The sequence below is a fragment of the Paenibacillus sp. sgz302148 genome (assembly GCF_056120465.1).
The window spans coordinates 61,731-75,357 of the sequence record NZ_JBVYOJ010000006.1; the positions used below are offsets into that span (position 1 = coordinate 61,731).

The 13,627-nt window shown below is 50.2% G+C and carries 11 protein-coding genes; 1 reads left to right on the forward strand and 10 read right to left on the reverse strand.

Features of this window, described 5'->3' with window-relative positions:
- Positions 1-338 precede the first annotated feature (338 nt).
- Positions 339-1,979 (forward strand): hypothetical protein, encoded by a 1,641-nt coding sequence (locus AC0LWM_RS10570; protein WP_474674896.1) that lies wholly within the window; start codon positions 339-341, stop codon positions 1,977-1,979.
- Positions 1,980-1,995: 16 nt separating this feature from the next.
- On the opposite strand, the gene AC0LWM_RS10575 is transcribed toward AC0LWM_RS10570, so the two are convergent.
- Genes AC0LWM_RS10575 through AC0LWM_RS10620 form a run of 10 tightly spaced genes read right to left on the reverse strand, consistent with a single transcriptional unit; the run spans position 1,996 to position 13,611 of the window.
- Positions 1,996-3,105, reverse strand: a complete 1,110-nt coding sequence (locus AC0LWM_RS10575; RefSeq protein ID WP_474674897.1) for an acyltransferase family protein — start codon at positions 3,103-3,105, stop codon at positions 1,996-1,998.
- Positions 3,102-3,266 (reverse strand): hypothetical protein, encoded by a 165-nt coding sequence (locus tag AC0LWM_RS10580; protein ID WP_474674898.1) that lies wholly within the window; start codon positions 3,264-3,266, stop codon positions 3,102-3,104. Before AC0LWM_RS10580 ends, AC0LWM_RS10575 begins: the two co-directional genes overlap by 4 nt.
- Before the next feature lie 15 nt (positions 3,267-3,281).
- A complete protein-coding gene (locus tag AC0LWM_RS10585) occupies positions 3,282-4,451 on the reverse strand; it encodes a DegT/DnrJ/EryC1/StrS family aminotransferase (RefSeq protein ID WP_474674899.1) in 1,170 nt (389 codons plus the stop codon).
- Positions 4,452-4,478: 27 nt separating this feature from the next.
- Positions 4,479-5,582, reverse strand: a complete 1,104-nt coding sequence (locus tag AC0LWM_RS10590; RefSeq protein ID WP_474674900.1) for a lipid II:glycine glycyltransferase FemX — start codon at positions 5,580-5,582, stop codon at positions 4,479-4,481.
- Positions 5,583-5,600: 18 nt separating this feature from the next.
- Positions 5,601-8,765 (reverse strand): heparinase II/III domain-containing protein, encoded by a 3,165-nt coding sequence (locus AC0LWM_RS10595; RefSeq protein ID WP_474674901.1) that lies wholly within the window; start codon positions 8,763-8,765, stop codon positions 5,601-5,603.
- Positions 8,766-8,803: 38 nt separating this feature from the next.
- Positions 8,804-9,793 (reverse strand): polysaccharide deacetylase family protein, encoded by a 990-nt coding sequence (locus AC0LWM_RS10600; RefSeq protein WP_474675106.1) that lies wholly within the window; start codon positions 9,791-9,793, stop codon positions 8,804-8,806.
- A gap of 5 nt (positions 9,794-9,798) precedes the next feature.
- On the reverse strand, positions 9,799-10,401 hold the full coding sequence (locus AC0LWM_RS10605) for a sugar transferase (protein ID WP_474674902.1): 603 nt from the start codon (positions 10,399-10,401) through the stop codon (positions 9,799-9,801).
- 29 nt (positions 10,402-10,430) lie between these two features.
- On the reverse strand, positions 10,431-11,231 hold the full coding sequence (locus tag AC0LWM_RS10610; RefSeq protein ID WP_474674903.1) for a hypothetical protein: 801 nt from the start codon (positions 11,229-11,231) through the stop codon (positions 10,431-10,433).
- Positions 11,228-12,325, reverse strand: coding sequence for a non-hydrolyzing UDP-N-acetylglucosamine 2-epimerase (wecB, locus tag AC0LWM_RS10615; RefSeq protein ID WP_474674904.1), 1,098 nt, complete (start codon positions 12,323-12,325; stop codon positions 11,228-11,230). The genes AC0LWM_RS10610 and wecB overlap by 4 nt, the downstream gene beginning before the upstream one ends.
- A gap of 5 nt (positions 12,326-12,330) precedes the next feature.
- Positions 12,331-13,611: a glycosyltransferase family 4 protein gene (locus AC0LWM_RS10620; RefSeq protein WP_474674905.1), complete on the reverse strand. Its 1,281-nt coding sequence runs from the start codon at positions 13,609-13,611 to the stop codon at positions 12,331-12,333.
- Between the last annotated feature and the right edge of the window lie 16 nt (positions 13,612-13,627).

Genomic DNA, 13,627 nt, shown 5'->3' on the forward strand with positions numbered 1-13,627 from the left:
CCGTGTCGGGTCTTTCTCGATTAATACGGTGATGCATACCTTCAAATCGCCCGTATAAGTTGGGCAGCCGAACCGATCTTCACGACTGTATCGCCGGGTTCTCCCTCTTCGCCCGCGATCCGCAGGTATCAGCCAACCCGCCCAATTTCGTTTCCGTCATGTTCACAGCATTACCACCCTTAACTCTATGCAAATGGATTTCATAGCAATCGTAGTATATTGTATGCTAGTTTGTTTTCGACCCAGCCGTGGCAAAAACCTCCGGATATGCATACGTTGTTAGGGTACCAATAAAACTATATTAGGAACTTACTATGATTAGAAAGGAAGGATTAGAGATGCTCATTCATAAACCTTATGTTACCCCTCAGGAATTCGGGGCCGCTTATAACGGTACGACGGACGACTCTTCCGCCATTGAAGCAGCGATCAATTACGTCGTAGCCAATCCGGACACATTCGTATATTTCCCTCCCGGCGCCGGTTGTGCGGTAACCCGTACGATCGTTGTGCCGCCAAATGTCATCCTGAGGATGGACGGGCCGATCTTATACAGCGGCTCCGCCGACATAACCGCGCTCCAAATCGGTACCGCCAGCGCATACACGCAAATGAATGAATATAAATTAGATGTCAAAAGGAAAACGATTTCCAGTTGGACTAGCGAATCGTCGATCGGAATCAAGCTGATCAATATGGAGGCCTGCCGGGTTAAAGTAGCAGAGGTTAACGGATTTACGATCGGGGTACAATGCATCGGGGACACGAAAGGATTTGTTTATAACCAAATTGAACTTGGGCAAATCATCAATAACAAAATCGGGGTCGACTGTACGAACAGGCAATCGGGCTGGTGCAACGAGAATTTGTTTCTGAACGGGGAATTTACCCAATGGTCGACGACCAATACGGGAATGGATCGGTACGGGGTAAGAATTACGTCCCAAGACGGCTCGTACAAGGACAACAATAACAACTTCTTTATTAAACCTAGCTTCGAGCTGGAAAAACAATATATCGGCACCAAAGAAGCGATACCTGTCATCATCGAATACGGCAAACAGAACGAATTCATCTCTTGCAGAAACGAGTACAACAGCAGCACGTTTGCCAGAATCCTTAACCAATCGACGGAAAATGCATTCGGCGCCGGCTATGGGGAGCTCGCGATCAACAATATTGAGGATAAAAGTGTATTTCCTTTGACGTATGTGCAAAATCGAAGGCGCAATTATAAGCAAATGGCGAACAATCTGATTTTCGAATCCGGCCCGCTTCAAAAAACGGCCTGCTACTACGACGGTTCGGTCAACGTTAATGTGCCGGGAGTCAACGTGGCGAGAAACTCTGCCTCCACGGTGGAGAAATCCGGTCTCATGACGCTCACTGACAATTATTTGGAGCTGTCCAAGTCCGCGATAGGCATCTTTGCGGATACGCATGCGATCCGGCGTTTTGTATTGAAGAAAGATGTCGAGACTGGTTACGGCGGCAGGGTCGTTGTCATTTGTTACGATGCTAACGGCAATATCATTGCCGGCGGAACGACAAACCCTCTCGTCAAAGGAGCGTCTTTTGCCAGCTTTTATTTGAATACCCAACTGTTCGGCGGGGGATCTGTCGGAGGATATAGTACCGGGTCGGACAGCGACGACGAGCTCTACTTCACCGTCGACCCGAGCGTTAAACGTATCCGCGTACTGGTATCGCCCGGCACGAATCCGCTCCGTCTACGCAGCTTCGCGCTATACACTTTGGACGGGCATGCGACGACTTGGACCGGATATGAAGAAATCATACCGGGAGTAAACCTGGGCATCACTGCTCCTACGGCGGGTACATGGCCAAAAGGTCAACTGATATTAAACGATAACAAAACCGAACTCGGCTCACCCGGCAGCAAATATGTCATCGAAGGCTGGGAATGCATCGCTCCGCCGAACGTTTGGATTCAAAAACGCGTGCTCACCGGCAAATAAGCGAAAAGGCTAGCAGCTATGACGCGTTCAGCGCGTCTTGTTTTTTGTCCAGGGCGACTGTTTTGTCCGGACGGTCCCCTGCCCCTATTCTCCCTACAACATATTGCCCAAACGGAATTTTCGCCGCCACATACACGGTCAGGACGGAGCCTAAGATGCAAGCGACAAACAAAATCAAAGTTTGCAGGATCGGATACATCGATTGGAACTGCCGAGGAGCACGCGCAAGTACGCCTAAAAATAAAGGATGCAGCAAATAAATGCCGAACGAATACCGGCTGATCCAAACGAATATTTTGGGGATGCTGCGTAAACGAAGCGCGGTCCAATACAGCAAAAAAATAATCGAGACCGTAAAAAACAGCATATCGATTCGTTTGGATGACGGGTCGGTCAGCACATGGAAACGGTATAGGAGGTAGGGTACGACAGCAATTGCAAACGGGGCGATCACGACCCATACCGAATATTTTGCAAGCCATGCCCGGAAGGCCGCATAATGCCGTCCGGCATAATACGCCAGCGTAAAATAAAATACCCATCCGACGAAAGGCAGCCAATATCCTTTATACCAAATATATTCGGCGGCGAACGAGCCGTTAAACGGGTTCGTAAAATTGAAGAAGGCCAAGTATCCGATGTTTGCCACGAACGAAACGGCTAGCACCCATTTCGGCGAATACCGTTTTCCGTATTTTTGAAACCACATGTGCAGCAAATAAAACTGAAAAATGATGAGAATAAAATATCCGTGATAATCGCCGAGCAATATATGTTTCCACCAGAAGCTGAGGAAAGAGGCCCATATCGTATCCGCTCCGGAGCCGATCGACTGCTCGACGGCTTTCACGAAAGCGTAGAAGGTGCCGAACAATAGATAGGGGAGCAGCAAATACTTTAATCTTTTCGGCCAAAATTGGCTTGGCGTTTGATCCGGGTACGAATAGGAAAGGATAAACTCCGAAATGAAAACGAACATCGGGGTGCCGAATGTTAACAGGATGCTGATATAATTTACCGCATCGTTTCCGTCTCCGTATACCCTTGCCAAACAATGGAGAAACAGGATGCTTAAACACGCCATGCTTCGCAGCAGAAAAAGCTCAGGGACGATTTTTTTGCTCATCCACGCTCTCCTCCGATAACATGCTTTAACAAGCGCTCTTTCAACTCATCGACATAAACTTTCACTGAATCGGAAGTTTGCTTATTTTGCGTGCTTCGAATAAAATCCTGCAATTCCTTAAGCAATGCTTGCTGATCGATGCCTTTCAAATCCAGCGGCACTCCAGTTCCCTCCTCTTATGAACTTGCGATATTGACCTTTTTAAGACACTCCTGGAAACATTGAATGACCCGATATTGCTCATCCTCGGTCAAATTGGAACTCGACGGCAGACAGATTCCGTTATGGAATAACTTTTCCGAAACACTGTGCGCTTCGCCGTGCGGGAAATAAACGGACTCACGGAACAGCGGCTGTAGATGAAGCGGCTTCCACACCATACGCGCTTCAATATTCCGTTCGCTCAAAGCTTCGATAATTTGCAGCGCCGAAACGCCGCAAAGATCCGAATCAATCGTTAACGCCGTCAGCCACCGGGTCGAACGTCCGAACAGAGGCTCCGGCATAAACTCGACCCCCTCCATTCCGGAAAGCTCCTCCGCATAACGGCTGAATACGGACCGGCGGGCAGCGACGCGCTGTTCCAGCACCTTTAATTGCGCCCTTCCGATTCCTGCCAATACGTTGCTTAACCGATAATTGTATCCCGCCTCGCTGTGATGATAATATTTCGCCTCTTCACGCGCTTGGGCCGCCAAATATTTGGCACGCTTTAGCGCGTCGACGTCGTCCGACACAAGCATTCCGCCGCCGGACGTCGTAATGATTTTGTTGCCGTTGAAGGAATAAATGCCGAAACGGCCGAATGTTCCGCTTTGCTTGCCCCGATAAGTAGCCCCGAGCGATTCGGCGGCATCCTCAATGACGGGAATGCCGAATCGGTCGCATAACTCCATAATCGGATCCATGTCGGCACTTTGTCCGTACAAATTGACAACGACAACCGCCTTCGGCATCCGTCCATTTTTCTGCGCGTCCCATAATGCCCGCTCCAACGCCAAGGGAGACATATTCCACGTCCCGGGTTCGGAGTCGATAAATACAGGGGTTGCGCCCAAATACAGGATCGGATTGGCGCTGGCAACGAAAGTGAGCGTGGAGCAGAATACGGAATCACCGGGCCCTACGCCGAGCAAACGCAGCGACAAATGAATACCGGCCGTACCCGAATTCAGGGCGACCGCGCCCCCGCTTCCGACATATTCGGCGACTTCCCGCTCGAAAGCGTCGACATGGGGGCCTAAAGAAGTGATCCAATTCGATTCAAACGCTTCCGCGACATGCCGCATCTCTTCATCGCCCATGTGCGGCACAGACAGGTAAATCCGTTTATCGTTCGTTGCCATTTCGTTCAACCGCCTTCTCTATAAGGTTCATGCCAAGACATGACTTTCGCTTTTTTGCGCCAAGCCAGGATGACGATAGATCGGGAAATAACTGCCGCTTTCGCCCTCTATCAGCTTCTCCGCTTTTTCCTTGATGGTTAAATACAAGTCGTCGTTATGTACCTTGCGGCCGGTATAAAAATCAAGGCGTTCCCGCTCGTTAAAGCTTTTTTTGAAGCGGTACAAGTTATCATTCCCGGTATAACCGCCCCCAAGGTGGAGAAAGCGATAGCCCTTCGCTTTAGCCCACATCACGGCGTAGTGAATGAGCAAATTGGTCGGGGCGTATTTGAGATATTCTTTCCTCGAGCCCGTCAGGTGATAATGAACATACCCGTTATAATGCATAAACAACGTGGAAAGGACGACTTCGTTTCCGAGTTTCACTTCCAGCAGTTCTGTGTGCCGTTCAAGAAACTTCATCGTATTCGTAAACAATTTCTCGGGGAAATAATAATAAGCGTTCGCCTGAAGCTTATCCATGGTGGAATAATACAGTTCCATCAGACGGCCGATTTTGTCCGGGCTCGCATGCGTAACAATCAACCCTTCTTTGCCGGCTCTGCGGATGCGATTTTTACTTTCCGTAGAATATCTGTCCGTAATTTCTTCCTCGCTTAACCGCAAATCGATACATACCGTATTCCGTTCAAATTTCGGTTCGACCGCCGAATAGTCGCGATGATTGTTAAGCAGCGGGTGAAACCGGACGAATTCCGTTACGATATTCTGTTCCCGGCAATACCGGGAAAACCCTTGCTCGAAGCCGGCGAACAATTCGCTTCGAATGTCTGCATCGTCCGCATTGCTGATCGGTCCGCCGTACCCGTAAGGCGTAACGATATCATAGACCTCGGAGGACAGATTCATTTGTCGGAACAAGGGCAAATCGCTCGTTTTCCTCAGCAGAAACGGATAGCAAACGAGAAATTCCTTCTCCCGATAAACGAACAACCTTGCTTCTCCTTCTCCGTTCTCTTCATAAATCCGGCAATATTCCGGCGTATAATAAACGTCCGCATCAGGTACCAGTCCGATCATCCGATGCCATAATTCAGGTTGACCTGTATGAAAAACTTCATAACGTGCCAATTCAATTCACCTTCCGTTTCATTTTCTTTCCCACGATAGAGGAATCCGGAAATGATCGCCTTCGCTGATGTTATACTCATATCCGCTGGAATAATCGGACGGATCCTTCCAGCCGCGCACCAATGTGATGTCTCCGATTTCAAGCGTGAGGGTATCCCCGCTTTTCCCTTTGATTCCAACAATCTCATAAGAAGCGTTCCGTGCTTTATTGTAGGTTTCGGCTTGGTCGTAATCGTTGTCGATGTAGATGAATTTGCCTAGGATGACTTCCGGCATCGTCAGCTCGCCATTCAGCCGGATCGTGATTTCATTGCTTTCGTTCAATCCTTTGGTAAAGTGCTCGACCGTTCCTTCCACGCTTCCGTTGTCTGCGGGTTTGTTAATGAATAATGATGAATTCTCTTTGCCGATTCGGATTCCATCGCTTACATAACCGTATTCGGGCTCGCCGCTCCTTTCCGAATATACGCCGAAGCTGCCTTTGAAGCGGATGCCGCCGTCGATCGTATACTCTCGATCTGTGTTCGCGGAGCTTATGATGTAATCGACTCTGCCGTTCGTTAGCGTGACCTTGACGGCTCTGGCTTCATCACCTGGCACCGGTCGGCCATCTTGAGTGACCTCTACGGAATCGATGCTTTGTATGAAACGCTTATTCCGGTAAGGTTCGATCACGGATGTGAAGATGCTGCTAAGGTTTTCCCCCGCGCGATGAGCAACGAGGAATTTCAGCCTGCGGGGATTGCCGATTTTATTTTGCGGCGGATCTCCGTCGGCGAGCGCAACATCCTGGACGTCTCCAAGCATGGTCAGCCTCAAATGAATATTTTCCGGGGCGGGCAGCACCTTTCTTGTATCGATCACCTGCCAATCCACGCTGAATTGTGCCGCAGGATCGTTATCGCGCTCAACGTTATAAAGGTAATTAAACCCGCTGTTGGAGACTCTGTTGATATCCGAATCCGCATAGGATACGCCGTCTCCCGCATAGGTTCCCTTGTTTTGCTTCTCGAGCCGCAGCCCTTCCGTCGTTACATTGGCCTCCGCTCCATGAAAGCTGAAAACATGATCGTTCCCGCCCTGCACGCGAAAAAAATCGATGCCGTACGAGTTCGTATCGTCAACTTGAATCATTGCGGTCGTTCTACGGTAAAGCGACGTTTGCGGATACACGTTAGGCGCTTCGACGTCAATCCACTGTACCCGGCTTGAACGATGGAAATGAAGCGGTACACCTACCCACGACTTGCCCTCCTGCTTCGCCCGATCGACAACCACCGTATTGTGACTGATCGTGTTCGATTCCCAGTTGTACCGAAGAACATTCGGGTCGGCGAACGTGACGTATCCCATATCCGGAGCAAGATCCAATCCAAAGGCATGGACGCCGATATTTAACGTGTCCTTATGCGGATGGGACTCGCCGTTTCGGCCGTAATACATCCAAATATCGCGTTGCTTATCCTGTCCAGTGTGGGAGGCTGTCGTTTTTCCATCGCGAAGCGCAGCAAATCCGTATCCCGTTAGGTTCAGTCCGTTTAACTGCAGCTGACCGGATTTGCGGATGACCTCCTTCATTTCCCGAACCGTTTTTTCAAGATCGGCGGAGAAAATCGTGCCATGAATGCCGGAAAAAGAATTGCCGTTCACAAAATAAAGCGCCTGGGCAAGCTTCGGATCCTTATATTTTTCGAATCCTTTGAGCAGAACGTCTTTCCGGAGCACCAATCCGGTGCTGCCGACGGAACCGGAGTCGCCGATTTGCGGCGTATATTTGCCAACCATCGTCAGATCAATGAAAGAGGAAAGCATCTTTTTGAATTTGACATTGTCATACAGATCGCCGAACGGATTGCGGTCGTAACCTTCCAAAATATCGGCGATCACTTTCAGATTGGCAAGCCAGGTTACATTGTAATGAGGCGATCCTTCATTGCCGTATCCGTCCGTATCCACTTGATCCATTAATACGCTCAATACGCCCCCGCCCGTCACCTCCGTTTTTTCCTTCGTACGGACTAATCCGCCGGTTTGAAAAACGAACCGAAGCCATTCCTCCGTCGTCCCCGGTTCATCGAGCACAACGGCCGCCATCGTCAACGCGCTCTGAGGCATTCCGAAGTTTCCCGTTATTTGAGCGTTCTTCACAGCGGGATAAATTTGCCGGATAAGACCATATTCAATATTCGTCTTCACTCCAACCGCCGACTGCTTCAGCGGGCCGAGCTTATATCGTTTCGCCTGTTTGCTCAAGTAACGGACGTAATTTGCTTGTTTGTTGTCGATCGCGGGAAAGAATGCATCGTAACAGCTGATGATGTCCCGAATAAATTCCGATTCCATGATCGAACCTAATATTTTCCCACGGTCCGTAATCGTCGAAGAATTCCGGTAGCCGTCTTCCCACTTGAATGCCGACGTATCCATTTCGGGATACAGATCCGCAATCCGGTCGAGCATGATGATCCCGGCATCAGCATATTTTTGGTTCCCCGTATACAAATAAGCATCTCGCAAATTGATTAGCACTTTAAAAATAAAATCATTCCACAGCTCGTGATTGTAATAAGCGATAAACGTAAATCGGTTTCCTTGGTCGTCGACCCAACCGTAGCCATCGTCAACTCCCCACGTCGCACCTTTTTCCGGATAAAGCTTGTTGACCAAATAACGCTTGTCTGCGCGCCCGGGGTCGAACTTGCCGGAAGCATCGAGCCCGCTCTTGTAATAAGCAGCGAAATCGTTTGTCGGAAACTGATATCCACTGGACGGATCGATAATTTTCCAAGGCTTGGCGACCGGATCGATCTTGTACGGGAATTGGCCGAATGTATCGATACCTTTGCCGGTTACCGGACTGCCCATATCCTGATTGACCGCATAACTGCGGGGCAGCGCTTGGGATGTGATCGAGCTCCATAAATAATCGTTGCCAAGCTTCAGATAAGAATCCGCAACGGCAACCGCTACATTCCGCATTTTTTTTGCCCAATCGTATTTCTTAATATTTTCCCTTGCCTGACGGATTTTTTCAGCCGTATAGATCGTACTTCGCGTTTTTCCGCTTTTTGAAGTTACCGCTGACGGCTCGGAGAGTACGTGCGATGTTTCGTAATCGACCAACGCTAGAGTGAGGCCTAGTACAATGACAATACTAATCAAGTATATGATCCACTTTTTCATGTTTCGCCGCTTTCGGTTCATCCTTCCGTTTAGTTCCATTAAAAAAGTTTCCTCTTGAACGGTCCCATCACATAGGTAAAAATGCTTTGTTCATAAGGAGACTCCATCGGATCCCGTTCCCATGCGAACGGATCTTTATAGTTGGACAGCTTGTTTTGAATGCCCAGCATCGTTTTGATCTTTCCATTGCTGCCTTCGATCAGCTTACGTTCATTGGCCTGGGAAGGCCTTGCGCCGAACGGATAAGCGAATAAATCAACGGCGATTCCCGATTTCTCTTCGATTTGGCGGATCGATCCGATCACTTCGTCCTCCAGTTGTTCGAAGCTGAGCTTGTTGCAATACGGATGGGATTTCGTATGCGCACCGATATGAAAACCTGCGGCGGCTAGCTCTTGAATTTGCTTGACGGTTAAATAAGGCCTGTGAACGGATAACCATTCTCGCTCGGATATAAGCCCTGCCCCGGTCCACAGCTTGTCGGCAAGACGATCCTTGTCCGCCATCGCCCACACTCTGCCGCTCCAAGCCATCACGTCTTCTCCGGATAACGGAGCGGTCAGCCCCTCCTCTTGAGACAGCTGATGCATGAGCGTACGGATTTGGGCGGGCTGCGTCAGGTTTTGGATGTACAGCAGCTTATTCCTCCACATGAGCGATTGATTGTCCAGGCAATTGCCGATCAGAAAAAACGTCGCCGTTACTTGCTCATCCGCAAGAATGGGGGCGATTTCCGTATAGTTTTCCGCGAACCCGTCATCGGTCGTAATCGCCAGCGTTTTTTTCAAAGACTCGCCGTGCCTGAGCCGTTCCAGCGCTTCATAGATCGAAATGATTTCATAACGTTTTTTGAAATAGCGGATTTGATTGCGGAACGTTTCCGGCGTTGTTTTCAGATCGAAGTAATAAGGCTGTCCTTCCTTCGCAACCATGTGATAATAAATAACGCGGAAGCTTTCGCCGTATGCCTGAAGCAGCAGATTATGCAGCACAGGCATTTTCACAAATGATTTTGCGACTGTTTGCATCGCGTTCAACCGTATAACCCCCGCTCTTTATCGAGATCTTTCACATATAAATTTGAAATGACGATAACGTTTTCGCGGCGGATCACTTTCCATGCGGTAAGGCATATGATTTTGAAATCGAACAGCAGCGACTGACGTTCAACATATTGGGCGTCCAGCTCCAATCTTTCATTCCAAGACAACATATTGCGGCCCGAAATTTGCGCAAGCCCCGTTATGCCCGGTCTCACCGTAAATCTCGTATTTTCCCTTTCCGTATAAAACGGCAAATATTTGATCAGCAGCGGCCGCGGACCGACAAGGCTCATTTCGCCCTTCAGCACGTTAAACAGCTGCGGAAGCTCGTCGATGCTAAGCTTTCGCAGCCATGCTCCCAGCGTTCCAAGTCTTTGTTCGTCGGGAAGCAGCTCGCCGTCCGGCCCGCAAGCATCGGACATCGTTCGGAACTTGTAAATCGTAAACGTCTTCCGGCCAAGACCCGGCCGCTGTTGCTTAAACAATACGGGCCCTCCCATATTTAGCCTGATCAGCACGGCAACCGCCGCGATGAGCGGGGACAGCAGCACGATCATGACGAATGAAACCAAGAAGTCCAACCCTCTTTTCAAGATGATCCACTCCGTTTCTTATCCGTAAGTCAAACATGTAAACGATACCGAACGCCTTCCACCATCCGGTTCACGTTATCGACCAAATTTTCTTTTGGGTTCGCTCGCCAGTGGCGCGGATGCGATAAGAAATAGATGACCTTCTCGCCGCTTTCCACTGCGTCAAACGGCGAATTCGGCTTATAAAACCGCGGATACAAGCTGTCGGAATGCCGGCTCGTGACGTATTTCATAAACGGCTGGTCATACACTTCCAGCTCAATGCTCAGCTCTTCCCGCAGCTTCATGTCCTGCAGCAAATAATGGTTGGATAAATCCAGCTTCCGGTTGACAAAATCGCCATGAGACGCGACGATCTCCAGAGGTAGGCCGGTCTGTTGCCTCAGCTTCCGCAAGTTGGCGGCAAACGTTTCTCGAATCGCATCGATATTCCGGTCAACCGCTTCTTTCGTCTTATACCCGTGTTGCTTTGCCATTGTGGCAATCTCCTCGTAATGGTAGCTGGCTTCGCTGCCGTTCCGGTCAATATCCCGCATCAGGTCAACATCCAGGGTAGACAAACGAAAATAATAAGAAGCGGGGACGCCAAGTTCCCGCTCGATATCCCACATACAGCGGGCCACGGTCACATCCGTATCAATGTCGTGTCTGCTGATGAAATAACGTTGATCCCCGCGGACGCCTTCTTCCCGGATCAGCTTCCAGAACGAACGGATCGAATGCATTTCGTACCCCCGCTCAATCGCGAGCTTGAGCAGCGACTTGTACTCATCCAGCCTTGACGGGAGGAAAAAGTCGGAATAGATTCGATTTGTGATGGCCTTGATCATGACACCCTCCTGATCGACGGCAATCCGAACCAGGCGAGCATATGCCCGACAATATTCGCCGCCGTATCCCCGTCCCCGTACACTTGCGGCCTGTCGGCCGGTACCCGGAACGAATCGATCGCGTCCTTCAAAGGTTCCGTAAGCGGATTAATCAACCGGTTCCAGCCAAGCCGGACGGTTTCCGTCCATTCCGTTTCGTCCCGCAGCGTAAAGCAAGGAACGCCGGCAAAATATGCCTCCTTCTGTACGCCCCCGGAATCGGTAACGATTCCTTTCGCATGTTTTTCCAGCAGCAGCATTTCCAGGTACGTGACCGGTTCGATCATTTGAATGTTGCGCGTATCCGCAAGCCGTTCGTACAAGCCGTATTGTTCCAGCTGCTTGCGCGTTCGCGGATGGATCGGCATGATGACCGGAGCCTTCATTTGGGCCAGTCCCTCAACGATCGCCTGCAAACGATCGCGATTGTCCGTATTTTCGGCCCGGTGGATCGTTGCCAAATAATAACTTTGAGCGTGTACGCCAAAGCTCATCAAGTCGTGCTTCCGCTCCGCCATGTCCATATATTTCAATACCGCGTCGTACATGACGTCGCCGACCTGGAACACGCCCTCCGTCAGCCCCTCCAGCCGTAAATTGTCGACTGCCGTTTCCGTGGGGGCGAACAGCAGCGCCGAAGTGTGATCAGCCATCACGCGATTGATTTCCTCCGGCATCCGCTTGTTGTAGCTGCGCAGTCCAGCCTCGACATGAAATAACGGAATGTGCAGCTTGGCGGCGGCCATCGCAGCCGCAAGCGTGGAATTCGTATCGCCGTATACGAGCACGGCATCGGGCGATTCCTGCATCATAATGTTCTCGAGCCCGATCAGCATCGTTCCGGTCTGATAGGCATGGGTCCCCGACCCAACGCCCAATTGATAATCCGGCTTTGGAATTTGCAGTTCCTCGAAAAATACGCCGGACATCTTATAATCGTAATGCTGCCCGGTGTCGACCAATATTTCCTTGAATCCGGTTCGCATGACATCCGATACCGCCGCCGCTTTCACGAATTGGGGCCGGGCGCCGACGACCGTTACAATTTTCTTCAATACGCTCACCCATTCACATAAATATATTGTTTCTCTTTACGGTATATGTCCTGTTCCAAAACTTCCGCCATTTGTCCGGACAGCCGATCCCAGCTATGATGCTTCTCCACATACCGGCGACCGTTCAGCCCTTTCAGCGCGGCTTGGGCCGGATCGGCGGCGAATTCCTCCAGTTTGTTCGCCAGGTTGATGCTGAAGTTGTCCTTAATGACCGCTCCGCCATCGGCATATTCAACCGGCGACCCTTCCAGATTGCATAAAAGAATGACCGGCAAGGAGGCTGCCATGTAATCGAACAGCTTGTTCGGGCTGATTCCCCATTTGAACACAGGCGAGTCCTGTAGCGGAAGCAAGCCGACACTCGCTCTTTCCAGCAAGGCCGGAACCATTTCCTTGACGACCGGCGACATAAAAGTCACATTGTCGATCCGTTCCTCATCCTTCCGTTTCTGCAAGCGGACTTTTTCCGGCCCGTCCCCCACAAGCAGGAAGTGAACGTCCGTGTTATGACGGGACTGCAGCAGTTTGGCCGAATCGAGCAACGCATCCAAATAGTTCGCCATGCCGTGGGTTCCCGTATACATCGCGATAAATTTGTCCGCATGGCTTTCGAAAAACGATTCCATCTCGGCAGGGAGCTCCTTCCGGCTCTGATCGTGGCGGATCAAATCGACGCCGTTCGGCAAATAAACGACTTTCTCCGAAGCAATGCCTTTTTGCTCCACGTATTGCACCGCTTTATCGAACAAAACGATGATCCGGTCGGCCTTTCGATACAGAAACTTCTCCAGCTTGGCCAAAATCCAGACGACCGGGTTTTTTTCGGACACTTTGCCAAGATCGATCAACGACTGCGGCCACAAATCCCGCTCCTCGAAATAAAACTTGCAGCCCTTTTTCCGAGCCAGCAAAAAACCGAGCAAAGCGGCAAACGGATGCATCAAGGAACCGATGATGACATCGGGTGCTTCGGGTTGCTTTTTACCGTTAAAATAGGAGCGAAACGTATAGCTGAGCATATTCAGCACACGGCGCCAATCGTTTTTACGGTAGGGGGTCGTTTTGATCCAAACGAATTTCACCCCGTCATACGTTTCTTCCAACGTTTTTTTGCCGTCCTTGATCCGCTTTTCCTGCCGCGTCTGATGGTCGAAGGAAGATGCGAATATCGTAACTTGGTGCCCGTATGTTTTCGTCAGTTCCTTGGCAAAATCGAAATGACGAGTCCCTCCGCTCGTGCCAGGGGCAACGGCGTAATGATTGAATATCCAAACACGGATTGACATGCGATCCTCTCCCCGA